Origin of the sequence: Streptomyces sp. 4N509B, assembly GCF_052245655.1 — a bacterium.
GTDB lineage: Bacteria > Actinomycetota > Actinomycetes > Streptomycetales > Streptomycetaceae > Streptomyces.
Map to the genome: position 1 here is coordinate 1 of NZ_JBQQBZ010000016.1, position 24,022 is coordinate 24,022.

The window sequence follows — 24,022 nt, forward strand, 5'->3', positions numbered from 1 at the left end:
TTCCTCCCCCCACCCCCACGCCCCGACTGACGTCGGACAACGGACGTCGCTCGAAGTCGCTCGGAACCGCCCGGAGAGGAGGCACGCTGCCCGCGGGGCCCGACGGCGCGTGCCGCCTCGTCGGGGCGTCCGGCAGAATCGGAAGCATGACTGGTGAGCCCGAGAAGTACGCCGACCGCTGCTACCGCTCCGGGTCCGCGCTCGTCGCGGGGGTGCTGCTGCTCGGCCTCGCGGGCTGGCTGGGCGGGGACGCGATGCTGCGCGGCGAGGGGCGCACGCCCGTCACGGCGCTGGCCGCGCTGCTCTTCGCGGTGCCGCTGGTGGTGGCCTTCACCCTGCGGCCGGCGGTCTTCGCGGGAGACGAGCGGCTTCGCGTGCGGAACCCGTTCCGCACGATCATCGCCCCGTGGAGCACCGTGGAGACCATCCGGGCGCGGTACTCCTGCGAGCTGGTCGCCGACGGCAGCACGTACCAGATGTGGTCCATCCCGGTCTCGTTGCGCGCCCGGAACCGCGCCAACCGGCACAACGACCGGCTCGCCCGCGGTGAGTCGCCGCGTGGCGGGATGTTCGGCATCGGTGGCGGTGGCTTCGACCCGGAGGACGAGCGGGAGAAGACCGCGCCCTCGGACGCGGCCATCGCCGAGCTGCGCGGCCTCGCCGAGAAGCACGGCGAGGACGAGGCCGCGCAGGGGCCGGTCACGGTCCGCTGGTCGTACGAGATCCTGGCGCCGCTCGTCGTCGGCGCCGTCGGCCTCGCGCTGCTGTGGGCGACCGCCTGACGGGGCCCCGCCAGGCGGCACACGGCCACCCCGGCCACCCGGGGGCGGTCCGGACCGTCCCCGGGCGTGGCGTGCTCCGTCCTCAGCCCTCCAGCAGCGCGGCCAGGTGCTCCCTGAGCGCCGCCAGCGCCGCCGCGGCCTCCTCGCGCGCGTCCGGTAGCGCGGCGGCGGTGGGCACCGGGACCACCGTCTCCAGGTAGCACTTGAGTTTGGGCTCGGTGCCGCTGGGGCGGACGATCACGCGGGCGGCCTCGGTGCGGAAGCGCAGCGCGTTGGTGGGCGGCAGCCCGTCGAGGCCGTCGAGCAGATCCTCGCTGGCGGTGACGGGGCGGCCGGCGAGCTCGGCCGGCGGCTCGGCGCGCAGCCGGTCCATGATCGCGGTGAGCCGGGAGAGGTCCGTGACGCGGAGCGAGAGCTGGTCGGTCGCGTGGAGGCCGTGCGCGAGGGCCAGCGCGTCGAGCAGCCCGCCGAGGGTGCGGTCGGTCTCCTTCAGCTCGGCCGCGAGCTCGGCCACGAGCAGGGCGGCGGTGATGCCGTCCTTGTCCCGGACGCCGCCCGGGTCGACGCAGTAGCCCAGGGCCTCCTCGTAGGCGAAGGCGAGACCGGGGACGCGGGCGAGCCACTTGAAGCCGGTGAGGGTCTCCTCGTACGGCAGGCCCGCGGCGGTGGCGATCCTGCCGACCAGGGAGGAGGAGACGATCGAGGTGGCGAAGGTGCCCCGCAGGCCCTTGCGGACGAGGTGACTCGCGAGCAGCGCGCCGAGCTCGTCGCCCCGCAGCATCCGCCAGCCGCCGGGCGCCCGCGGGTCGGGGACGCCGACCGCGCAGCGGTCCGCGTCGGGGTCGTTGGCGATCACCAGGTCGGGCCTGGGGCGGGCGGCCTCGGCGGCGGCCAGCGCCAGGTCCATCGCGCCGGGCTCTTCCGGGTTCGGGAAGGCGACGGTGGGGAAGTCCGGGTCGGGCTCGGCCTGGGCCACCACCGGGGTGGGCGTGGGGAAGCCGGCACGGGCGAAGGCCCGGGTGAGCACGGCGTGGCCCACGCCGTGCAGCGGCGTGTAGACGGCGGTGGTGGTGCGGGCGGAGCCGGGGGTGAGCGCCGCCCCGCTGCGGGTCAGGTAAGCCTCGACGATCTCCTCGCCGAGGACGTCCCAGCCCTCCTCCGGCCGTGGCACCCCGGCCAGCGGCCCCACGGCGGCGATCTCGGCGGCGATCTCCGCGTCGGCCGGGGGCACGATCTGGCTGCCGTCGCCGAGGTAGACCTTGTAGCCGTTGTCGCGCGGTGGGTTGTGGCTGGCGGTCACGGCCACGCCGGCCACCGCGCCCAGGTGGCGGACGGCGAACGCCAGCACGGGCGTGGGCAGCGGTCCCGGCAGCAGCGCCGCCCGCAGCCCGCCGCCCGCGCCGGTGACGACGGCGGCGGTGTCGCGGGCGAAGTCGGCGCTGCGGTGCCGGGCGTCGTACCCGACGACGACGAGCCCGGCCTCGCCGCGCGCCCGCAGGTACGCGGCGAGGCCGGCGGCGGCTCTGATGACGACGGCGCGGTTCATCCGCATCGGGCCCGCGCCCATCTCGCCGCGCAGCCCCGCCGTGCCGAACTCCAGCGTTCCCGAGAACCGCTCGGCGAGCGCGGCGGTGTCGCCGGCGTCGAGCAGCGCCGCCAGTTCGGCGCGGGTGTCGGGGTCGGGGTCCTCGGCCAGCCACGCGCGGGCCCGGTCGAGCAGGTCGTGGTCGGTCACGTCGGTCGGATCGGTCACCTCACAGCACCTTCCGTCAGATGCGGGCCAGGACGCGGGCGAGCAGGGTGCCCATGCGGGCGGCGGAGTCGCGGCCCGCCTGGAGGACCTCCTCGTGGTTGAGAGGCTCGCCCGTCAGGCCGGCGGCGAGGTTGGTCACCAGGGAGATGCCAAGCACCTCCGCGCCCGCCTCGCGCGCGGCAATCGCCTCCAGCACCGTGGACATGCCCACGAGGTGTCCGCCGATGGCCCGCACCATGCGGATCTCGGCCGGCGTCTCGTAGTGCGGTCCGGGGAACTGCACGTAGACCCCCTCCTCCAGGGTGGGGTCGACCTCGGTGCACAGCGCGCGCAGCCGGGGGGAGTACAGGTCCGTCAGGTCGACGAAGCGGGGGCCGCGAATGGGGGAGGCGCCCGTGAGGTTGATGTGGTCGCTGATGAGGACCGGCTGCCCCACGTGCATGCCCTCGCGCAGGCCGCCGCAGCCGTTGGTGAGCACGATCGTCTTGCAGCCCGCGGCGACGGCGGTCCGCACGCCGTGCGCCACGGCGGTGACGTCGCGCTGCTCGTAGAAGTGGGTGCGCCCCAGGAAGACCAACACGTTGCGCTCGCCCCTCCGGTAGGAGCGGAGCAGACCCGCGTGGCCCTCGACGGTGGGTGGGGGGAAGCCCGGCAGGTCCGTGAAGCGGAGTTCGTGCTGCGGCTCGCCGAGCGCCTCGGCCGCGGGGACCCAGCCGGAGCCCATGACGAGGGCTACGTCGTGGCTGTCGACGCCTGTCAACTCCCGCAGCCGACGGGCGGCGGCGGCCGCGTCAGGGGTCCGGTGGGGAACCGGGGGCTCGTTCTCTGATGGGTTCACGCGCTGAGCCTAACCGGTTGCGTCCTACGCGCGTAGAAGCCCTCCACTCCGCGGACGTTCCACGGGATCGCGACGTGTCCTAACAGGGCCGCTTGCGGAGTTCCATCACGTAGTCGTGCGGGGCGCCGGCCGACTCGGCCGCGTCGGCGATCTCGCCGAGGTAGCGGGCGGAGGGCAGGCCGCCCTCGTAGCCGTTGAGCACGTACACCCAGGCCGGGACGTCGCCGTCGAGCGTGGCGACGCGGACCCGGGTGCGGCGGTAGACGCCCATGCCCACGCCCTCCCAGCGGTCCAGCGCCTCCTCGTCCATCGGCGCGATGTCGTAGAGCGCGACGAAGACCTGCTCGGCGGGCGCGTGCGGTGACGGTGGCGACTCCACGAGCGTGGCCAGCGCGCCCTCCCACCCCATCTCCTCACCGCCGAAGGTGAGCCGCCATCCGGTGAGCCATCCGGTGCCACGCAGCGGCGAGTGCGGGGCGCGGCGGGACATCAGCCGGGGGTCCAGGTTTCCGGCGTATGCGGCGTAGAGCGACATGCCCCTGAGCGTACGGGAGGGGCGGCGGTGCTCGGTTGGGCCGTCCGGTGCCGGTGCGCTCCGCCGTCCGGCTGGGTCACCCCGCTGCGCCGGAAGGGGCGGGCGGAAGATCGTTCCGGGCGTAAGGGACACTGGAGGAGTGACTCGGATCGTGATCATCGGCGGCGGGCCCGGCGGGTACGAGGCGGCGCTGGTCGCCGCGCAGCTGGGCGCGGAGGTGACCGTCGTGGACCGCGACGGCCTGGGCGGCGCCTCGGTGCTGACGGACTGCGTCCCGTCCAAGACCCTGATCGCCACGGCCGAGGTGATGACCGGTTTCGACTCCTCCCGCGAGGAGCTCGGGATCGAACTCGACTTCGACGGCGACGGCGTCGGTGACCAGGTGCGCGGCATACAGGTGGACCTGGGCAAGGTCAACCGCCGGGTCAAGCGGCTGGCACTGGCCCAGTCGCAGGACATCACGGGCGCCGTCACCCGCGCCGGCGTGAAGGTGGTGCGTGGGCGCGGCCAGCTGGCCCCGGGCCAGGCGTCCGACGGTGCGCGGCAGGTGCGCGTCCTCGACGTGGACGGCGTGGCGGGACAGACGCGGGAGCTGGTGGCGGACGGCGTGCTGATCGCCACCGGGGGCCACCCGCGCGAGATCCCGGACGCCCGTCCCGACGGCGAGCGGATCCTGACCTGGACGCAGGTCTACGACCTCGGCGAGCTGCCCGAGGAGCTGATCGTGGTCGGCTCGGGCGTGACGGGCGCGGAGTTCGCCGGCGCGTACCAGGCGCTGGGCTCGCGCGTCACGCTGGTCTCCTCGCGGGACCGGGTGCTGCCGGGGGAGGACCCGGACGCCGCGGCGGTGCTGGAGGACGTCTTCCGCCGGCGCGGGATGAACGTGCTCTCCCGCTCCCGGGCGGCGGCGGCCAAGCGCGTCGGGAACCGCGTCGAGGTGACGCTCAGCGACGGGCGGACCGTGACGGGCACGCACTGCCTGATGGCGGTCGGCGCGGTGCCGAACACCGCGGACATGGGCCTGGCCGAGGCGGGCGTCAGGCTGACCGACGGCGGCCACATCGTCACCGACAAGGTGTCCCGCACCTCCGCCCCCGGCGTCTACGCGGCGGGTGACTGCACGGGCGTGTTCGCGCTCGCCTCCGTCGCCGCGATGCAGGGGCGGATCGCCATGTACCACTTCCTGGGCGAGTCGGTGGCGCCGCTGAACCTGAACACCGTCTCGGCGAACGTCTTCACCGACCCGGAGATCGCGACCGTCGGGTTCAGCCAGGCCGACGTCGACGAGGGACGGATCGACGCGCGGGTGGTGAAGCTGCCGCTGCTGCGCAACCCGCGGGCGAAGATGCAGGGCGTGCGGGACGGCTTCGTGAAGCTGTTCGCCCGGCCCGGCACGGGGATCGTGGTGGGCGGGGTCGTGGTCTCCCCGCGGGCCAGCGAGCTCATCCATCCGATTTCGATCGCGGTGGACAACTCTCTGACGGTGGAACAGATCGCAAAAGCGTTCACCGTGTACCCGTCTCTGTCCGGCTCGATCGCCGAGGCGGCCCGCCAGCTCCATACCCCGAAGACGGCCGAGGTCCAGTAGGCACTGGTCAGCGCGGGGATCACGCGCCGGCGCTCGCGTGCCTTATCACGCCGGGGGCGTGCGTGCATCAACTTCGGTAATTCCCCGCAACCTGATGAAACCAGACGGTCGTTGGGGTTACTGTCGGTTCCGTGTTCGCTGCAGAACGTCGTCAGATGATTCTCGAAATGGTGCGGGCCAACGGCGCAGTGTCCCTGCGCGAGTTGGCCCGCGTTGTCCAGACCTCAGAAGTGACCGTGCGGCGTGACGTCCGTGCGCTGGAGGCCGAAGGGCTGCTCGACCGCAGACACGGCGGCGCGGTGCTGCCCGGCGGCTTCACCCGCGAGTCCGGCTTCCCGCAACGGGCGATGGCCGCCACGGCGGAGAAGGCCGCGATCGCCGAACTGGCCGCGGGGCTGGTCCAGGACGGCGAGGCCGTCGTGGTCGGCGCCGGCACCACCACGCAGGAGCTGGCCCGCCGCCTGGCCAGGGTTCCCGGCCTCACGGTGGTGACGAACTCGCTGCTCGTCGCCCAGGCGCTGGCCCACGCCAACCGCGTCGAGGTGGTGATGACCGGCGGCACGCTGCGGGGCTCCAACTACGCCCTCGTGGGCAGCGGCGCCGAGCAGGCGCTGCACGGCCTGCGGGTGAGCCGGGCCTTCATCTCCGGCGCCGGCCTCACCGCGGACCGTGGCCTGTCCACCTCCAACATGCTCTCCGCCAGCGTGGACCGGGCGCTGGTGCGCGCGGCGGCCGAGGTCGTGGTGCTGGCCGACCACACGAAGCTGGGCACGGACACGATGTTCCAGACGGTGCCCACGGAGATGATCTCCCACCTCGTCACCGACCAGCCGCCGCCCGAGTGCGACCGGGCGGCGACCCAGCTGGAGCTCCTGGCCGACCACGGGATGCGGATCTCGGTGGCCGGGCAGGGGAGCGGGCACGGCCACGGCCCGCCCGGCGGTGCCAAGCCGGGTCAGGGGGGCCTCGCGGGGCCGCCCCCGGGAGCCGAGGCACCGCCCCGCCGTGAGCTGCCCCTCCCGGGGCCGCGGGTCACCCCGCATCCGCGGAGCGCGGCGGCCCGGCTGCGGTGAGCCCGGTCCGGCTCTTCCTCGCCGGGGCGGCCGCCGTGGCGGGGCACGGGAGGGGAGAGCCGGACGGCCCGGGAGAACGGGGAACGGGGAACGACGCGCCGACGCCGGGCCCGCCGGGCCCGGCGCTGGACGACGCGTCGGGTCGAGCGCGGGTCCCACCCGGCGCGAGCCCGGCGCGAGCCCGAACCCAGCCGGGGTCGAGTCCCGGGTCGGTGTCCTGGATCCCGTCCCGAGTCCGCGTCCCGAGTCGAGCTCCGTGTCGGGCCCGACGCCGCCCCGCCGAGCGCGGCGGCGCCGGGACCGACGCTACGCCTCCTTGATCTCGCAGATGACGGCGCCGGCCGACAGGGTGCCGCCGACCTCGGCCGTCAGGCCGGTGACCGTGCCGGAGCGGTGGGCGTTGATGGGCTGCTCCATCTTCATCGCCTCCAGCACCACCACCAGGTCGCCCTCGGAGACCTCCTGGCCCTCGGTCACCGCGACCTTGACCACGGTGCCCTGCATCGGCGAGGCCAGCGAGTCGCCCGACGCCGCGCTCACGCCGCGTCGCCCGGCGCCCGCCCGCCGCCTGGCCGGCCTGGCGCCGCCGGCGACCGCCGCACGGGCGAGCGGCATCGCGAGCGTGGCCGGCAGGGAGACCTCCAGCCGCTTGCCGCCGACCTCGACGACGACGGTCTCGCGCTGGCCGGAGCCCTCGTCGCCGTCCTCGCTCTCGCCCGCGCCGCCGAAGGGCTCGATCCGCCCCGTGAACTCCGTCTCGATCCACCGCGTGTGCACGCTGAACGGCTCACCGGCCCGGTCGGACACCTCCGGCGCGAACGCCGGGTCACGGACCACCAGCCGGTGGAACGGCAGCGCGGTGGCCATGCCCTCCACCTGGAACTCCGCCAGGGCGCGCGCCGCGCGCCGCAGCGCCTGCTCCCGGTCCGCGCCCGTGACGATCAGCTTGGCGAGCAGGGAGTCCCAGGCGGGGCCGATCACGGAGCCGGACTCGACGCCCGCGTCCAGCCGCACGCCGGGTCCGGACGGCGGCGCGAAGGTCGTCACCGTGCCGGGCGCCGGCAGGAAGTTCCGCCCCGGGTCCTCGCCGTTGATCCGGAACTCGAAGGAGTGGCCGCGCGCCGGCGGGTCGTCGTACCCGAGGGCCTCGCCGTCGGCGATGCGGAACTGCTCGCGCACCAGGTCCAGGCCCGTGATCTCCTCGGACACCGGGTGCTCCACCTGGAGGCGGGTGTTGACCTCCAGGAAGGAGATGGTGCCGTCCTGGCCGACGAGGAACTCGCAGGTGCCGGCGCCCACATAGCCGGCCTCCTTCAGGATCGCCTTCGAGGCCCGGTACAGCTCGGCGTTCTGCGCCTCGCTCAGGTACGGCGCGGGCGCCTCCTCGACCAGCTTCTGGTGGCGTCGCTGGAGCGAGCAGTCGCGGGTGGAGACCACCACCACGGTGCCGTGCTGGTCGGCCAGGCACTGCGTCTCGACGTGCCGGGGCCGGTCCAGGTACCGCTCCACGAAGCACTCGCCCCGGCCGAACGAGACCTCCGCCTCACGCACCGCCGAGTCGTACAGTTCGGGGATCTCCTCCAGCGAGCGGGCCACCTTCAGGCCGCGGCCGCCGCCGCCGAAGGCCGCCTTGATGGCGATCGGCAGCCCGTGCTCCCGGGCGAACGCCACCACCTCGTCCGACCCGCTCACCGGGTCGGTCGTGCCGGCGACGAGCGGGGCGCCGGCCCGCTGCGCGATGTGCCGGGCGGCGACCTTGTCGCCGAGGGCGCGGATGGCCGCCGGCGGCGGGCCGATCCAGGTCAGCCCCGCGTCGGTCACGGCCTGGGCGAACTCCGCGTTCTCCGACAGGAATCCGTAGCCGGGGTGGATGGCGTCCGCGCCTGAGTCGGCGGCTGCCTTGAGAACCTTCTCGAAGTCCAGATAGCTGGTCGCCGGTGTGTCACCGCCCAGGGCGAACGCCTCGTCGGCTGCCCGGACGTGCACGGCGTCCCGATCCGGATCTGCGTACACCGCGACGCTGGCAAGCCCCGCGTCCCGGCACGCCCGGGCGACCCGCACCGCGATTTCGCCGCGGTTGGCGATGAGCACCTTATGCACAGTGGCTCCCTCCTCGGAACAAGCCGAGTTTAGGTACTGGCGACACCACGCAACGAGTCGCCCACATGGGTGACCTCGCCCACGCGGGACCCCTCGGTGAGGGGAGGAGCGGTCGTCAGGGGGCGCGTGGTGGCGTCGTGATCCGCTGGTGGCCTTGCGTTTCCAAGGTACGCGCCAGGATTGCGTTTGCCTTGAGGTTGGAGACGCCCTCGGTAAACTCCGGGCGTCCGACCCACGACGTCCCAGCAAGCCTTGTGGGAACCCGATAACAAGGCGGCGCATTCTTTGCGCTCGCGCCCGCGCACGCACGAGTCAGCAACTGGTGGCTCCCAGGGGCTTGCCGAGGTCCTTACTCGGCAGTAGCGTGCGCGGCGTGAACCGGGGCAGACGAAGCGTGGCAGCTCTCACGGCAGTCGTTCTCATCGGCGGTGCGCTCGCGCTCGGCATGGTGCACCTGATCCTTGGTCTGGCGGTGGACCGGCAGAGCATGTCGGTGGCCGGCCTCTCCCCGACGGCGATGAGCGTCACGACGTGGACGGCGGGCGGCCTGCTCGCGGCGTTCCTGCTCGCCTGCGGCGCGGTGCTGGCGCGCGTCTGCGTCACCGACCGGCCCCCGGGCCGCCTGGTGCGGGTGCTGCTCGTGGCGGCGGCCGTGCTGCACGCCGTGCTCGCCAGCGTCGTCGTCGGCCTCGTGGGCTGGGCCGCGTTCGTCGCGCTCATCACCGTCTTCTGCCTCGTCATGCTGGTGTTGGCGCTGTACCCGCCCGCCGACGCCGCCGGGCCGCCGCCCGCCGCGGCGGGGCCGGCGGCGGGACCCGCGGGCGCCCCGGCGACGGCGCCGCCCGGCCCCGGCGCCGCGCCGGGCGCGGTCCCGTGAGCCGGTGGCTCAGGACGGCTCGGACCACAGCTCGGTGATCGAGACCCCCAACTCGGCCAGGAGCCGCCGCAGCAGCGGCAGGGAGATCCCGATCACCGTGCCCGCGTCGCCGTCGATGCCCTCGACGAACGGCGCGGACCGGCCGTCGAGCGTGAACGCGCCCGCCACGTGGAGCGGTTCGCCGCTCGCCACGTAGGCGGCGACCTCCGCGTCGCTCGGCTCCCCGAAACGCACGGTCGTCGCCGCCACGGCCGCCGCCTCGGCGCCGCCCCCCGCCACGTCGATCACGCAGTGGCCGGTGCGCAGCACCCCCGACCGGCCGCGCATCGCCTTCCAGCGGGCCGTGGCCTCCTCGGCGTCCGCCGGCTTGCCCAGCGCCACGCCGTCGATGTCCAGCACCGAGTCGCAGCCGACGACGAGCGCCCCCGCGGCCTCGGGCCGCTCGGCCACGGCGGCGGCCTTGGCCCGCGCCAGCAGCAGCGCCACCTCGCTCGGCGTGTGCGCGGGCGTGGTCAGGGCCTCCTCGTCCACGCCGCTGACCACGACCTCGGGCGCGAGGCCCGCCTGCCGCAGCAGGCCCAGCCGGGCGGGCGAGGCGGAGGCCAGGACGAGACGCCGCCGGGCCGCGGGCGAGTCCGGTGAGGCCGGCGACGCCGGTGAGGCCGGGGACGGCGTGGGTGCGGGGGTGTCGGGCTGGACGCTCATGCCCGCGAGCGTAGCGACCCGGCGGCCCGGACCGCGCCGCCGGTGGAACGAGGCGGCTGGCCGGCGCGCGACCGGCCGGGCGGGGTGGCGGGTCAGGCGGCCTGCTCGGTCACCCGGATCCTCCCCTGGGTGATGCGCGCGACCCGCTCCGCCCGGCGGGCCACCGCGCTGTCGTGGGTCACCATGACGAACGTCAGCTCCAGCTCACGCCACTGCTTCTCCAGGACGTCCATGACCTCGTCGCGGGTCGACTCGTCGAGGTTCCCAGTGGGCTCGTCCGCCAGCAGCACCGTGGGCCGCTTGGCCAGCGCGCGGGCGATCGCCACACGCTGCTGCTGGCCGCCGGAGAGCTCCGCGGGCAGGTGCTCGGCGCGTTCCGCCAGGCCGACGGAGGCCAGCGCCTCCCTGGCCCGCCGCCGCCGTTCCGCGGCACGCAGCCCGAGCGGCACCAGCGAGGTCTCCACGTTCTCCTGCGCGGACAGCGTCGGGATGAGGTGGAAGCCCTGGAAGACGAAGCCGACGCGCTCGGCGCGCAGCCGCGTCAGCCGGGCCTCCGACAGGCGGCCGAGCTCCGTCCCGTCGAGCGTCACGCTGCCGGCGCTGGCCCGGTCGAGGCCGCCGAGGAGCTGGAGCAGCGTCGACTTGCCGCCGCCGGTCGGCCCCTGGATGACCAGGCGGCTGCCGGTCGGGATGGTCAACGAGACGTCGTCGAGCGCGGTGACGGTGGCACGGCCGCGGCGGTAGACCTTCGTCACGCCGCTGAGTTCGTACATGGGGTGGTCTCCTTACGAACGCGAGGAATGGGGCGGGAGATGAGGGGCCGGGGCGGGGCGTCAGGCGACGCGTCGCAGGGCGTCGGCGGGGCGGAGACGGGCGGCGCGCCAGGCGGCGAAGGAGCCCGCGACGAGCCCGCCCGCCACGGCGAGGCCGACGGCGATGGCGAGCATGCTCACGCTCACCGGGGCCGTCAGGCCGATGTCGACGCTCTGCCCACCGGCGTCCGCCCCGCCGGGCGGGGAGCTCGGGCCGCCGGGGCCGAGGACACGCAGGCCGCCGCCGCCGCCGAGGCCCGGCGCGGTCAGCTCCGCCGTGAGGCCGGGCCTGACGACGGTCACGACCCAGGCGGCGAGCAGGCCGAGGCCGAGGCCCGCCGCGCCGCCGACGACGCCCGTGACCAGGGACTCGCTCATCACCTGCCCGGTGACCCGCCGCCGCGACCAGCCCATCGCCTTCAGGGTGCCGAACTCCCGCACCCGGCGGCTGACGGCCGAGGAGGCCAGCATCCCGGCGACGACGAAGGACGTGCCCAGCACGATCCACGACAGCCAGCGACCCACGCCGTCGGCGAGCTCGGCGGCGGTCGACAGCGAGCCCGACACCTGCTCGGCGAGGTCGTCGGCGGTGGTGACCTCGGCGTCGGCGATCCGGTCGACGATGGCGGTCTCGATCGCGTCGAGCCGCTGCGAGTCGTTGGCCCGGACGTAGACGTCGGTGACGCGGTCCTCGTTCTCCGACAGGGTCTGGGCCCACTCCAGCGGTATGTGGACGTCCGTGGCCGTGTCGCCGCTGCCGGCGCCGACGAGGCCGACGATCTCGAAGTCGGTGTCGGCGATGGTGAGGGTGTCGCCGACGCCGAGGTCCTCGCTGGCCGCGTAGTCGGCGTCGAGCAGGGCGACGGTGGCGTCGGCCTCGTCCGTGGCGAAGCCCCGCCCCTCGGTGATCTCCGCGCCGCTGAGCGGCCCCAGCTCGGGAGCGGTCACGTCGGACCCCAGGATCGAGAACTCGTCGACGCCGAACTCCGCGCCACCGCCCTCGACCCGGCCTCCGCCCTCCTCGGGGGCGGCGCCGCCGAACCCGCCCGGGTCCTCGGGACCGCCCTCGCCCTCGGCGATCCGGCCGGGGACGAAGGAGCCGGAGATCGAGACGTTGCGCAGCGTCAGCCCGCCGGCCGCGCCCGCCACGCCGTCGATACCGGCGATCTCCGCGACGCGGTCGGCGTCGAGCGTCTCGAAGCCGTCGACGACCAGCTGGTCCCTGCTCTGCTCCTCGCCCTCCTCGGCGTCGAACTCGAAGCGCGGGCCCCGTCGCAGGTTCCCCTCGCCGTCCTCGTCCGGCTGGAACGCCCTGGAGACCGTCATGTCGGTGCCCAGGCCGTAGAGCGACTCCAGGACCTCGTCCTGGGCCTTGCGCATGCCGGAGGAGACCGCGTTGACGACGACGACCAGGGCGATGGCCAGGGCGAGCCCGAGCGCGATGACGAGCTGTGCCCGGCGCCGACGGCGCAGCTCCCGCCGTAGGTAGGTGACAATCATGCGGGCACGCTAGGAACGCGCCCTGAGCCGTGGCTGAGCCGCGTATGAGAGTTGGGTGAGAAGCGACGGCCCGGCGGCCGGCGCCAGGCCGCCCGGCCCGTCGGGGCGGCTCAGCGGATCAGCAGGAACGCCGCCAGCGCGGCGGCGGCCAGGACCCACCAGGCGCGGTGCAACATGGCGCGCGCGGCCCGCGCCTCCTCGTTCGGCTTCTCGCGCAGATCGGACCAGAGCATGGTCCGATCCTGCCGGTTCGGGGCCGACCGCGCATGAGTAGGGGTACTCAGACGCGCCGTCCCGAGGGGCTGTCCGTGGGGCGTCAGAGCTGTCGGTAGCTCATCCGCCAGGCGTTCGGGCCCGGCGTGGTGGGCAGGCCGCGCGGGACGGTGCGGGCCGGGTCGGACCAGGCGGCGGGAGCGGCGCCCGAGGCGCCCCCGACGGACCCCCGCGGCTCGCCCTCGGCCGCCGCGGCGGCGGCCCGCGCCTGCACCACGGCCAGGGCCGCGGCCAGCTCCTCAGGCGTCGGATTCCCCCGGACGACTCGGATCACGATGCCTCCTGTCAGTGCCTGCCCCTATCGTACGGACGAACGAACGGTTCGGGGCTGTCAGACGGTCGGGAGCGGTGGTCATGGGCAGTTTGGTCTACGCGGGCATCACGTCCCTCGACGGGTACACGGCGGACGCGGAGGGCGCGTTCGACTGGGCGGAGCCGGACGAGGAGGTGCACGCGTTCATCAACGAGCGGGAGCGCGGCATGGGCGTCCATCTCTACGGGCGCCGGACCTACGCGTTGATGACCGCGTGGGAGACCGACGCCGAGCTGGTCGAGCACTCGCCGGTGGCGCGGGACTTCGCGACGTCCTGGCAGGCGGCGGAGAAGATCGTGTACTCCTCGACGCTGCCGGAGGTCACCACGCGCCGGACGCGGCTGGAGCGCCGCTTCGACCCCGAGGAGGTGCGGCGGCTGAAGGAGTCGGCCTCCACCGACCTCGTCATCGGCGGCCCCACCCTCGCCGCCCACGCGGTCCGGGCCGGCCTGGTCGACGAGTACCACCTCTACGTCCAGCCGGTGATCGTGGGCGGCGGCCTGCCGTACCTGCCGCAGGACGCCCGCGTGCCGCTCGTCCTGCTGGAGGAGCGGCGCTTCGCCTCCGGCGTGGTCCACCTCAGATACGCCGCCGCCTGAGCGGCCGAAGGGCCCGAGCGGCCCGCGGGGCCTGAGCGGCCCGTGGGGCGTGCAGGGCCCGCCGGGCCCGTGGGTCGGACGCCGAGGGCCGCGGTCACAGCGGGATGTTGCCGTGCTTGCGCGGCGGCAGCTGCTCCCGCTTCGTGCGCAGCGCCCGCAGCGCGCGCACCACGTGGTGGCGGGTGTGCGAGGGCATGATCACGGCGTCCACGTAGCCGCGCTCCGCCGCGGCGTAGGGGTTGAGCAGCGTGTCCTCGTACTCCCGGGTCAGCTGGGCGCGCCGGGCCTCCCGCTCCTCCGGGTCCTCGATCGCGGCCAGCAGCCGCCGGTGGAGGATGTTGACCGCGCCCTGGGCGCCCATGACCGCGATCTGCGCCGTGGGCCAGGCCAGGTTGACGTCCGCCCCCAGGTGCTTGGACCCCATCACGTCGTACGCGCCGCCGAACGCCTTCCGCGTGATGACGGTGACCAGCGGCACCGTCGCCTCCGCGTAGGCGTAGATCAGCTTCGCGCCGCGCCGGATGATGCCGTTGTACTCCTGCTCCGTGCCGGGCAGGAAGCCGGGGACGTCCACGAAGGTCAGGACCGGGACGTTGAACGCGTCGCAGGTGCGGACGAAGCGGGCCGCCTTCTCCGAGGCGTGGATGTCGAGGCAGCCGGCGAACTGCATCGGCTGGTTGGCGACGATCCCCACCGACTGTCCCTCGACACGCCCGAAGCCCGTGATGATGTTCGGCGCGAACATCGCCTGCGTCTCCAGGAACTCCCCGTCGTCCAGCAGGTGTTCGACGACCTCGTGCATGTCGTAGGGGTGGTTGTCGGAGTCCGGGACCAGCGTGTCCATCCGGCGGTCGTCGTCGGTCACCTCCGACAGGTCCGCCTCGGCGGGGAAGACGGGCGGCTCGGCGAGGTTGTTCGACGGCAGGTAGGACAGCAGCGCCTTGACGTACTCGATCGCGTCCTTCTCGTCGCCCGCCATGTGGTGGGCCACGCCGGAGCGGGTGTTGTGGGTGCGGGCCCCGCCGAGCTCCTCGAAGCCGACGTCCTCGCCCGTCACCGTCCTGATCACGTCGGGACCCGTGATGAACATGTGCGAGGTCTGGTCGACCATCACCGTGAAGTCCGTGATGGCGGGGGAGTAGACCGCGCCGCCCGCGCAGGGGCCCATGACCAACGAGATCTGCGGCACGACCCCGGAGGCGTGGACGTTGCGGCGGAAGATCTCCGCGAAGAGCCCCAGCGCCACCACGCCCTCCTGGATGCGGGCGCCGCCCCCGTCGTTGATGCCGATGACGGGGCAGCCGGTCTTCAGCGCGAAGTCCATGACCTTCACGATCTTCTCGCCGTACACCTCGCCCAACGAGCCGCCGAAGACGGTGAAGTCCTGCGAGTAGACGCAGACCGGCCGGCCGTCCACCGTGCCGTGCCCGGTCACCACGCCGTCGCCGTAGGGGCGGGTCCTCTCCAGGCCGAAGCTGGCGGAGCGGTGGCGGGCGAACTCGTCGAACTCGGTGAACGAGCCCTCGTCCAGCAGCAGCGCGACGCGCTCCCTGGCCGTCAGCTTGCCGCGCGCGTGCTGCTTCTCCACGGCCCGCGCCGAGCCGGCGTGCGTGGCCTCCTCCCCCCGTCGCCGGAAGTCCGCGATCTTGCCGGCGGTGGTGTGGATGTCCGGTTCGGTCACGGGCCGAGCTCCCTACGCGTCGTCGGGCGGTGGCTACCGCAGCGTAGGTTATCGGCGCGGGGGCCACCGGGCGGTGCGGCGTGCGCGATCTCACGGACTTAGGCTGGAGACATGACGCCTACCGTCGGCCGTCCCCCGAGCCGGAGTCGTTGGTCCGACCTCGGACGGCCGCCGCTCAACGCGGCGCTGCTGCGCTCCGCGCTCGTCTGGCCCGACAGCCTGTGGACCCGGCTGGAGGTGACCGAGTCCACCGGCTCGACCAACGCCGACCTGGTCGGCGCGGCCCGCGAGGGCAGGGCGACCGCCGGCACCGTGCTGATCGCCGAGGAGCAGACCGCCGGGCGCGGCCGGCTGGGACGCTCGTGGAGCGCGCCCCCGCGCTCCGGCCTGTTCTTCTCCGTCCTCCTCGAACCGGAGCCCGACGTCCCCGGCGACCACTGGGGGTGGCTGCCGCTGCTCGCCGGCGTCGCCACCGCCAGCGCGCTCTCCCGCGCCGCCGGCGTCGACACGGCGCTGAAGTGGCCCAACGACCTCCTGGTGAGGGTGGACGGCGAGGAGCGGAAGGCCGGCGGCATACTCGCCGAGCGCACCGAGACCTACGACGGGACGCGGGCGGTCGTCCTCGGCGTCGGGCTGAACGTCTCGCTGCGCGCGGACGAGCTGCCCGTGCCGCAGGCCGGCTCGCTGGCGCTGGCGGGCGCCGCGAACCTCGACCGCGACCCGCTGCTGCGGGCGGTGCTGCGCTCGCTCGCCGACTGGTACTCCCGCTGGGCCGACAGCGGTGGTGATCCGGCGATCAGCGGCATCCAGTCGGCGTACGCGGCGGGCTGCGCCACGCTCGGCCGCCGCGTCAGGGCCCTGCTGCCCGGCGAGCAGGAGCTGACGGGCGAGGCGTCGGCGTTGGACGGCGAGGGCAGGCTCGTCGTCGTGACCGACGACGGTGCGCGGCACCCGGTCGCGGCCGCTGACATCGTTCATCTCCGTGAAGCGTGACGCACGGCACACTGCCGTAGGGTTAGGCCAGGAAACGGCGCGACGAGCGCGGTGAGGCGAACGGTTGGGGAAGTGCGCAGCGGAGGGATTGCCGCCCTGGTGAGTGTGTGGACCACGCTTCCGGCGGTGACGGTCGGCGGGCTGGCGACAGGGGAGGCCAGCGCGCCGGAGGCCGGCTGGAAGGCAGGCGATGGCCGTGGCTGATGCCAGGCCGGGCGACAGGCGTTCGCTCGGGCCCGAGCCCGGGGCCGCGCCGCCGGTGACGGCGGAGGGCGACGGGCAGGCTCGGGGGCCGGACGGCGTCCGCCGACGGGCGGAGGCGCCGTCCGGGGCGCCGCCTCACGGACGGGCCGTGGCGCCGTCCGGGGCGCGGCCCCACGCGGTGTCCGAGGAGCAGCGCCCCGCACCGCGTTCCGAGGAGCGCCCCGAAGCACACTCCCAGGCGCGCTCCGAGGGCGCGACGCCGCACCGCGGCCCGGCGTCGGACGGCGGCCGGGACGCCGCTCAGGACTCCGGCCAGGGCGCCCACGCCCAGGGTTCCCCGTCGGCGACCCCGGAGCGCTCGGGGCGTTCGGAGCCCGCCGAACCCTCGGAGCCTGAACCCTCGGAGCCCGCCGAGCCGCCGGGGCCCTCCCAGGAGCCCACCCCGGCCGGTGACCGCGAGCGCGGACGTGACCGCGACCGCGAGGAGGGCGACGACACCATCCCGCTGCGGATGGAGCAGCTGATCATCGGCGCCGAGCGCCAGTACACCCCCTTCCAGGCGGCCAGGGCCGCCGGCGTCTCCATGGAGCTCGCGGCCCGCTTCTGGCGGGCCATGGGCTTCCCCGACATAGGCCAGGCCAAGGCGCTCACCGAGGCGGACGTGCTCGCCCTCCGCCGCCTGGCGGGCCTGGTGGAGGCCGGGCTGCTGAGCGAGGGCATGGCCGTGCAGGTGGCGCGCTCCACCGGCCAGACGACGGCGCGGCTCGCGGACTGGCAGATCGACTCCTTCCTGGAGGGCCTGACCGAGCCGCCCGAGCCCGACATGACCCGCACGGAGGTCGCGTATCCGCTGGTCGAGCTGCTGCTGCCGGAGCTTGAGGAGTTCCTGGTCTACGTCTGGCGGCGGCAGCTCGCGGCGGCGGCCGGGCGGGTGGTGCAGGCCCAGGACGACGCCGAGATGGTCGACCGTCGACTGGCTGTCGGCTTCGCGGACCTGGTCGGCTTCACGCGGCTGACGCGGCGGCTGGAGGAGGAGCAGCTGGGCGAGCTGGTGGAGGCGTTCGAGACCACGGCCGCCGACCAGGTCGCCGCCCACGGCGGGCGGCTGATCAAGACGCTCGGGGACGAGGTGCTGTTCGCCGCCGACGACCCCGGCCGGGCGGCGGAGATCGGGCTGCGGCTGGTGGAGACGCTGGGGGCGGACCCGATGATGCCCGAGCTGCGCGTCGGCATCGCCTTCGGCACCGTGACCACCCGGATGGGCGACGTCTTCGGGAACACCGTGAACCTCGCCAGCCGCCTCACCTCGATAGCGCCGAAGAACATGGTCATGGTCGACGGCGCGATGCGCGACGACCTCACCGAGGCCGGGCTGGCGCCCCTGTCGGAGAAGGCGGCCGACGCCCGTGAGCCCGGCGAGTCCGGCGCCCCCGCGTACCGCTTCTCCCTCCAGCCCCTCTACCAGCGACCGGTCAGGGGCCTCGGCATCGTCGAACCCTGGCTGCTCACCCGGAGGCAGACATGACAGAACGGCGGTACGGCGCGTGGGTCGCGGTCCGCTTCGACGCGGAGCACCACGTGGCGGAGCTGGTGCTGGACCGGCACCGCGCGATGAACGCGCTCTCCACGGAGCTGGCGGGACACCTCGCCGACGCCTGCGCGGCCCTGTCCGCCGACCCCGCCGTGCGGGCGGTGGTGCTCACCTCCACCCATCCCCGCGCGTTCTGCGTCGGCGCCGACCTGAAGGAGCGCAACGCCGTCGACGACGCCGAGCTGGCGCGGCAGCGCACCCTGCTGCGCGCCGCGTTCAACGGCGTGCTGGAGCTGCCGATGCCCGTCGTCGCCGCCGTCCACGGCTTCGCGCTCGGCGGCGGCTACGAGCTGGCGCTCTCCTGCGACCTGATCGTCGCCGACGCGACGGCCGTGGTGGGGCTGCCCGAGGTGTCCGTGGGCGTCATTCCCGGGGGCGGCGGCACGGTGCTGCTGCCCCGCCGCGTCGGGGCGGCGCGGGCGGCGGAGCTGATCTTCACGGCGCGGCGCGTCGAGGCGGCCGAGGCGCTCGACCTCGGCCTCGTGGACCGGGTCACCGAGCCGGGGGAGGACCGGGCGGAGGCGCTGGAGCTGGCCGCCCGCGTCGCGGCCAACTCGCCCCTCGGGCTGCGCGCCGCCAAGCGGGCGCTGCGCACCGGCTTCGGGCTGGGCGTCGAGGAGGCGCTGGAGGTGGAGGACGCGGCGTGGCGGACGGTGGCGTTCTCACCCGACCGGGTCGAGGGCGTCGCCGCGTTCGCCGAGAAGCGCCCGCCGCGTTGGCCCGTCAGCCCACCGGCGCCGCCGGTGGACCGGCCCGTGGTCGAAGCCGGCGAATAATACAGCGAACGGGACAGGGACTAGCTGAAGCTCTCATAGCGTGCCGAACGCTCATAGCCTGGGTCGCATGATCGAGGGTGCGAGCGAGGCGGAGGACCGGGTGCGGGTCGTCGTGGAGCTGGCGCAGCGCATGGCCGCCGTCGCGGCACGGGCCACCACGGCCGGGGAGGTCGCGGACGCCGCCGCCGAGCCGGCACGCCGCGCCCTGGCGGGCTCCTTCGCCGCGATATCCGTGTGCGAGCGGCGGACGCGGGGTCGGGGACCGAGCGGGGGGCGGGTGCGGGAGCTCGCCACCGCCGGCGACGCGGGTGCCCGAGAGGCGGGTGCCGGAGACGCGGGCGCCCGAGGGGCGGATGCCCGAGCGGCGGGTGCCGGAGGGGCGGGGGAGCTCACCGAGAGCGTCGTCGTCGCCCCGATCGTGCTGCGGGAGGAGCCCTGGGGCGAGCTGCGCGTGGTCCGGGCCGGCTCCGCCGCCCCCTTCGGCCCCCGGGACACCGAGTTCGCCGCTCAGCTCGCCTCCGTCATCGCCACCGGACTGCTCCAGCAGCAGCGGCTGGCCGAGGCGCGCCGCCTCGCCTTCACCGACCCCCTCACCGGCCTGGCCAACCGCCGCGCCGTCGACGCCCGGCTCGACGAGGCCACGGCGCTCCACGGCGCCACCGGCGTCGCCGTGACCCTGGTGGTCTTCGACGTCAACGGCCTCAAGCGCGTCAACGACACCTACGGCCACGCCGCCGGCGACCAGCTGCTGGAGCGGGTCGGCGAGGTGCTCGCCGACTGCGCCGCCCAGCTGGACGACGACGCGCTGGTCGCCCGTCTGGGCGGCGACGAGTTCTGCCTGCTGGCGGTCGGCCAGCCCGCGGACCGCGTGGTGCGCGCCGCGGCCGAGCTGTGCCGCCGCGCCCGCGAGCTGCGGCTGGCCGACGGGGTGGCGTGCGGCGTCGCCTCCACCGGGGAGGCGATCGGCGCGCCGCTCAACGCCCGCCGCCTCTTCCGGCTGGCCGACGCCGCGCAGTACCGGGCGAAGGCCGAGGGAGCCGTCGATCCCGTGGTGGCCGGCAGCGGCGGTCCCCGCGACGCGGTGGTGGCCCTGGCGGACGCGCCGACGCCACCGCCGACGGACGGCGACGACCGCCGCCGCTTCCGCGGCCGGGCCACCGCACCCGCACCGCGCCCGTAGGACCTACGCTGCCCCGCATGCCAGACACGCACGACCCTCACGACCGCGCCCACCACAGCGCCCACCACAGCGCCCACCACAGCGCCCACCACAGCGCCCACGACCGCGCCTCCGCCTCCTCCCGCCCCCCGTCGCCACCGGACCGGAACGCCTCCCTGGTCACGCTGGGCGCCTCCGGCACCACGCCGGAGGACGTCGTCGCCGTCGCGCGGGGCGGCGCCCGCGTCGAGCTGGCGGAGGACGCCCTCGCCGCGATGGCCGCCAGCCGGCGCGCCATCGACGAGCTGGCCGCCCGGCCGGAGCCGGTCTACGGGGTCTCCACCGGCTTCGGCGCCCTCGCCGTCCGCCACATCCCGCCGGAGCTGCGCGTCGCGCTGCAACGCAACATCGTCCGGTCCCACGCCGCCGGCCTCGGTCCGCCCCTGGAGCGCGAGGTGGTGCGGGCGCTGATGTTCCTGCGGCTGCGCACCCTGGCCACCGGCCACACCGGGGTGCGGCCCGAGGTGGCGCGGACGATGGCGGCGGTGTTGAACGCCGGCATCACCCCGTTCGTCCCCGAGCACGGCTCCCTCGGCTGCTCGGGCGACCTGGCGCCGCTCGCGCACTGCGCGCTCACCCTCCTCGGCGAGGGGATGGCCTCGGACGCCCCGACCGCCCCGACCGCCCCGACCCCCGCGCCCGACGGCCAGGGCGGGTCCGACGGGACCGACGCGGGTGCGGCGCGGCCGGCCGGTGAGCTGCTGGCACGGCACGGCATCGCCCCCCTCGAACTGCGCGAGAAGGAGGGCCTCGCGCTGCTGAACGGCACTGACGGCATGCTCGGCATGCTGCTGCTGGCCTGCGAGGACCTGGGCCTGCTGCTGACCAGCGTCGACGTCACCGCCGCCCTCACCCTGGAGGCGCTGCTGGGCACGGACCGTGTCCTCGCCCCCGAGCTGAACGCGCTGCGCCCGCACCCGGGCCAGGCCCTGAGCGCGGCCAACATGCGCCGGGTGCTGGAGGGTTCGGGCATGACCGGCCACCACCAGGACGACGCCCCCCGCGTGCAGGACGCGTACTCGGTGCGGTGTGCCCCGCAGGTCGCCGGCGCCGGCCGTGACACCCTCGCCCACGCCCGCGCCGTCGCCGCCCGGGAGCTCGCCGCCGCCGTCGACAACCCCGTCGTGGTCGGCGAGGGCCCCGACCGCACGGTCGCGTCCAACGGCAACTTCCACGGCGCGCCCCTCGGCTACGTGCTCGACTTCCTGGCCATCGCTGCCGCCGACCTCGCCTCCATCACCGAGCGCCGCACCGACCGCCTGCTGGACCGCAACCGCTCGCACGGGCTGCCGCCGTTCCTCGCGCGCGACGCGGGCGTGGACTCCGGGCTGATGATCGCGCAGTACACGCAGGCCGCGCTGGTCAGCGAGCTGAAGCGGCTGGCGGTGCCCGCCTCGGTGGACTCCATCCCGTCCTCGGCGATGCAGGAGGACCACGTGTCGATGGGCTGGTCGGCCGCGCGCAAGCTGCGGCGGGCGGTGGACGCGCTGACCGGGGTCGTCGCCGTGGAGCTGTGCGCGGCCACGCGCGCGGTCGAGCTGCGGGTCGCCGGGAGCGGTCGGGCCCGGGGGATGCGGCCGGGGCCGGCGGCCGTGGCGGTCGTCGGGGCGGCGCGGGCGGCGGGGGTGGGCGGGCCCGGCGAGGACCGGTACCTCACCCCCGACCTGGAGGCCGCCGAGCGGTTCGTCCGCTCCGGGGCGCTGGTCGCCGCCGCCGAGTCGGTGACCGGTCCCCTCGGGTAGGCGCTCTACGCTCCGGGTCATGAGTACCGACGAGTCCCCCGGGACCTCCGGGTCCTTCGAGCCCTTCGTTCCCGCCGACGAGGACGCGAGCAGGCGCCACGTGCGGGTCCGCGTGGAGATGGTGCTGGAGATCGACGACCAGGACGAGCTGGTCAGGGCCGCCTGGGCCCGGATCGCGGGCGACGAGCAGATGCCCGCGAGCGAACGGGAGCAGGCGGCCCGTGACGTCGCCCACGATCCCGCGGAGGCGGTGGCGTACCTGGTCGACCCGGTCGACGTGGTCGGGGAGATGCCCGGCGTGGTGCTGGCGCAGGCATCGTGGAGCAGCGAGCTCACGCGCTACGACCCCGACGCGTCCTGGTACGAGGAGGAGCAGGAGGACGAGGAGGAGTGACGGGAGGGACGCCCGCGCCGGCACGTCCGGCGCCGCGTTCGTCCCTTCGTCCGTGAGCCCACGGGTTCGTGAGCCCTCAGCGCTCAGCCCTCAGCGCTCAGCCCTCAGTGCCCAGCCCCTGGTTTCCCGTAGCCGGGCCTCCCCGCCGGGGGTGCCCGGGGCGTCCGTGTGAGCCAGCAGACACGACCATCCCTCCGGTCCACCGCAGGGATTCACCTAGGGTGGAACCGGTTGTGGCCGTATCGCGTTCTCTCCTTATGTCTTCTTCAGGAAGACAGGGTTGGGATGGAGTTGGAGAGCACATGAGGGCAATGCGGAGCGGACGCCGTCGCCTGACCGCGGTGGCGGCTCTGCTGAGTGGGGTTCTGGCGCTGTCGGCGTGCAGCGGCGGCGGTGACGACGCCGAGGACGACGGCGGGTCCGGCCAGGGCGGCGGGACGAGCCAGTCCGACGCGGACGAGGCCGCGGAGGACGCCAACGTCTCGGAGGCAGTGATATCCATCACGCCCGACGACGGCGCGGAGCGTGTCGGGATCAACAGCGACGTCCAGGTCTCGGTGGACAAGGGCACGCTGGACGAGGTGTCGCTGCTCGACGTCGAGGCCGGCGTGGAGGTCGAGGGCACCCTCGCGGAGAACGACACCAGTTGGGCCCCGAACGTCCAGTTGGAACGAGCCAGGCGGTACGAGCTGTCGGTGCGGGCCGTCGACTCCGAGGGCCGAAGGGCGCACGAGACGCGGACCTTCACCACGATCTCCCCGGAGAACAGCTTCATCGGGTACTTCACCCCCGAGGAGGGCACCACGGTCGGCGTGGGCATGCCCGTCTCGCTGAACTTCGACACGGCGATCACGAACAAGGCCGAGGTCGAGGAGGGCGTGGAGATCACCACCAGCAGCGGCCAGGAGGTCGTCTGCCACTGGTTCGGTGACACCCGCCTGGACTGCCGCCCCGAGACGTACTGGGAGGCGAACACCGACATCACCGTCCACCTGGACTGGGACGGCGTCGAGGGCGCGTCCGGCGTGGAGGGCGTGCAGGACCGCACCTTCAGCTTCGAGGTGGGCCGCTCCCAGGTGTCGACGGTGAACGCCGCGACGCAGGAGATGACGGTGGTCCGGGACGGGGAGACCGTCAGGACCATCCCCGTCACCACCGGCGCCGACGAAACTCCGACGTGGAACGGGCAGATGGTGATCTCCGACAAGGAGAAGGAGACCCGGATGAACGGCGCCACCGTCGGCTTCACGGACGACGACGGTGAGGGCGAGTACGACATACCGGACGTGCCGCACGCGATGCGGCTCTCCACCTCCGGCACCTTCATCCACGGCAACTACTGGGGTGGCGGCGTCTTCGGCAACACCAACACCAGCCACGGCTGCATCGGCCTCGCCGACGTGCAGGGCGCGGACGACTCCTCGACCGACGGCTCCTGGTTCTACGAGAACTCGCTGCTCGGCGACGTGGTCATCGTGATCAACTCCCAGGACGACACGATCGCCCCGGACAACGGCCTCAACGGCTGGAACATGGACTGGACGGAGTGGGTCGCCGGCAGCGCGCTGAGCTGACGCTCCCTTCCTTCCCTCGACCAAGCCCCGGGCAGGCGGACCTGCCCGGGGCTTGGTCGCGTCCATCGCGGCCACCCTCGGCGCCCGACGCGCCCGCGGT

At 74.6% G+C, this 24,022-nt stretch carries 22 protein-coding genes; 12 read left to right on the forward strand and 10 right to left on the reverse strand.

Annotated features, from left to right (window positions below; genetic code table 11):
* The first annotated feature begins 146 nt into the window (after positions 1-146).
* A complete protein-coding gene (locus ACTWP5_RS16425) occupies positions 147-782 on the forward strand; it encodes a PH domain-containing protein (RefSeq protein WP_443221704.1) in 636 nt (211 codons plus the stop codon).
* Positions 783-864: 82 nt separating this feature from the next.
* On the opposite strand, the gene ACTWP5_RS16430 is transcribed toward ACTWP5_RS16425, so the two are convergent.
* From ACTWP5_RS16430 to ACTWP5_RS16440, 3 genes are all read right to left on the reverse strand, one after another.
* Complete coding sequence (locus tag ACTWP5_RS16430; RefSeq protein ID WP_443221705.1) at positions 865-2,535, reverse strand: phospho-sugar mutase; 1,671 nt, start codon at positions 2,533-2,535, stop codon at positions 865-867.
* A gap of 16 nt (positions 2,536-2,551) precedes the next feature.
* The gene (locus tag ACTWP5_RS16435) at positions 2,552-3,373 is read right to left on the reverse strand and encodes a purine-nucleoside phosphorylase (RefSeq protein WP_443221706.1); all 822 of its coding nucleotides are present in this window, start codon (positions 3,371-3,373) and stop codon (positions 2,552-2,554) included.
* A gap of 79 nt (positions 3,374-3,452) precedes the next feature.
* Positions 3,453-3,908: a gamma-glutamylcyclotransferase gene (locus ACTWP5_RS16440; RefSeq protein ID WP_443221707.1), complete on the reverse strand. Its 456-nt coding sequence runs from the start codon at positions 3,906-3,908 to the stop codon at positions 3,453-3,455.
* Between the two features lie 139 nt (positions 3,909-4,047).
* On the opposite strand from ACTWP5_RS16440, the gene ACTWP5_RS16445 reads away from it, so the two are divergent.
* The gene (locus ACTWP5_RS16445) at positions 4,048-5,496 is read left to right on the forward strand and encodes an NAD(P)H-quinone dehydrogenase (protein WP_443221708.1); all 1,449 of its coding nucleotides are present in this window, start codon (positions 4,048-4,050) and stop codon (positions 5,494-5,496) included.
* A 155-nt stretch (positions 5,497-5,651) separates the two neighbouring features.
* Complete coding sequence (locus ACTWP5_RS16450) at positions 5,652-6,569, forward strand: DeoR/GlpR family DNA-binding transcription regulator (RefSeq protein WP_443221709.1); 918 nt, start codon at positions 5,652-5,654, stop codon at positions 6,567-6,569.
* 306 nt (positions 6,570-6,875) lie between these two features.
* Here ACTWP5_RS16450 and ACTWP5_RS16455 read toward each other — a convergent pair whose 3' ends face one another.
* Positions 6,876-8,669, reverse strand: a complete 1,794-nt coding sequence (locus ACTWP5_RS16455; protein WP_443221710.1) for an ATP-binding protein — start codon at positions 8,667-8,669, stop codon at positions 6,876-6,878.
* A gap of 394 nt (positions 8,670-9,063) precedes the next feature.
* On the opposite strand from ACTWP5_RS16455, the gene ACTWP5_RS16460 reads away from it, so the two are divergent.
* On the forward strand, positions 9,064-9,546 hold the full coding sequence (locus ACTWP5_RS16460) for a hypothetical protein (protein WP_443221711.1): 483 nt from the start codon (positions 9,064-9,066) through the stop codon (positions 9,544-9,546).
* Positions 9,547-9,555: 9 nt separating this feature from the next.
* On the opposite strand, the gene ACTWP5_RS16465 is transcribed toward ACTWP5_RS16460, so the two are convergent.
* The 5 genes from ACTWP5_RS16465 to ACTWP5_RS16485 form a co-directional block, all read right to left on the reverse strand.
* Positions 9,556-10,251 (reverse strand): Maf family protein, encoded by a 696-nt coding sequence (locus tag ACTWP5_RS16465; RefSeq protein WP_443221712.1) that lies wholly within the window; start codon positions 10,249-10,251, stop codon positions 9,556-9,558.
* Between the two features lie 92 nt (positions 10,252-10,343).
* Entirely contained in the window at positions 10,344-11,024 is a 681-nt protein-coding gene (locus ACTWP5_RS16470; protein WP_443221713.1) for an ABC transporter ATP-binding protein, read from the reverse strand.
* Positions 11,025-11,084: 60 nt separating this feature from the next.
* A complete protein-coding gene (locus tag ACTWP5_RS16475) occupies positions 11,085-12,563 on the reverse strand; it encodes an ABC transporter permease (RefSeq protein ID WP_443221714.1) in 1,479 nt (492 codons plus the stop codon).
* A gap of 110 nt (positions 12,564-12,673) precedes the next feature.
* Positions 12,674-12,796, reverse strand: coding sequence for a morphogenic membrane protein MmpB (gene mmpB / locus ACTWP5_RS16480; protein ID WP_443221715.1), 123 nt, complete (start codon positions 12,794-12,796; stop codon positions 12,674-12,676).
* A gap of 83 nt (positions 12,797-12,879) precedes the next feature.
* Entirely contained in the window at positions 12,880-13,110 is a 231-nt protein-coding gene (locus ACTWP5_RS16485) for an acyl-CoA carboxylase epsilon subunit (protein ID WP_443221716.1), read from the reverse strand.
* Between the two features lie 80 nt (positions 13,111-13,190).
* Here ACTWP5_RS16485 and ACTWP5_RS16490 point away from each other — a divergent pair, with 80 nt between their 5' ends.
* Positions 13,191-13,748, forward strand: a complete 558-nt coding sequence (locus ACTWP5_RS16490; RefSeq protein WP_443221717.1) for a dihydrofolate reductase family protein — start codon at positions 13,191-13,193, stop codon at positions 13,746-13,748.
* Between the two features lie 94 nt (positions 13,749-13,842).
* Here the strand turns inward: ACTWP5_RS16490 and ACTWP5_RS16495 are convergent, their stop codons facing one another.
* A complete protein-coding gene (locus ACTWP5_RS16495) occupies positions 13,843-15,429 on the reverse strand; it encodes an acyl-CoA carboxylase subunit beta (RefSeq protein ID WP_443221718.1) in 1,587 nt (528 codons plus the stop codon).
* A gap of 111 nt (positions 15,430-15,540) precedes the next feature.
* Here ACTWP5_RS16495 and ACTWP5_RS16500 point away from each other — a divergent pair, with 111 nt between their 5' ends.
* From ACTWP5_RS16500 to ACTWP5_RS16530, 7 genes are all read left to right on the forward strand, one after another.
* Complete coding sequence (locus tag ACTWP5_RS16500; RefSeq protein ID WP_443221719.1) at positions 15,541-16,422, forward strand: biotin--[acetyl-CoA-carboxylase] ligase; 882 nt, start codon at positions 15,541-15,543, stop codon at positions 16,420-16,422.
* A gap of 352 nt (positions 16,423-16,774) precedes the next feature.
* Positions 16,775-18,151 carry an adenylate/guanylate cyclase domain-containing protein gene (locus tag ACTWP5_RS16505; protein WP_443221720.1) on the forward strand — a complete coding sequence of 459 codons (1,377 nt, stop codon included), beginning with the start codon at positions 16,775-16,777 and terminating at the stop codon, positions 18,149-18,151.
* Complete coding sequence (locus ACTWP5_RS16510; RefSeq protein WP_443221721.1) at positions 18,148-18,993, forward strand: enoyl-CoA hydratase/isomerase family protein; 846 nt, start codon at positions 18,148-18,150, stop codon at positions 18,991-18,993. The genes ACTWP5_RS16505 and ACTWP5_RS16510 overlap by 4 nt, the downstream gene beginning before the upstream one ends.
* 67 nt (positions 18,994-19,060) lie before the next feature.
* Positions 19,061-20,173, forward strand: a complete 1,113-nt coding sequence (locus ACTWP5_RS16515; RefSeq protein WP_443221722.1) for a diguanylate cyclase domain-containing protein — start codon at positions 19,061-19,063, stop codon at positions 20,171-20,173.
* A gap of 17 nt (positions 20,174-20,190) precedes the next feature.
* The gene (gene hutH / locus ACTWP5_RS16520) at positions 20,191-21,954 is read left to right on the forward strand and encodes a histidine ammonia-lyase (protein ID WP_443221723.1); all 1,764 of its coding nucleotides are present in this window, start codon (positions 20,191-20,193) and stop codon (positions 21,952-21,954) included.
* 19 nt (positions 21,955-21,973) lie between these two features.
* Positions 21,974-22,348, forward strand: a complete 375-nt coding sequence (locus ACTWP5_RS16525) for a hypothetical protein (protein WP_443221724.1) — start codon at positions 21,974-21,976, stop codon at positions 22,346-22,348.
* Between the two features lie 311 nt (positions 22,349-22,659).
* Complete coding sequence (locus ACTWP5_RS16530; RefSeq protein WP_443221817.1) at positions 22,660-23,922, forward strand: L,D-transpeptidase; 1,263 nt, start codon at positions 22,660-22,662, stop codon at positions 23,920-23,922.
* Positions 23,923-24,022: the final 100 nt, after the last annotated feature.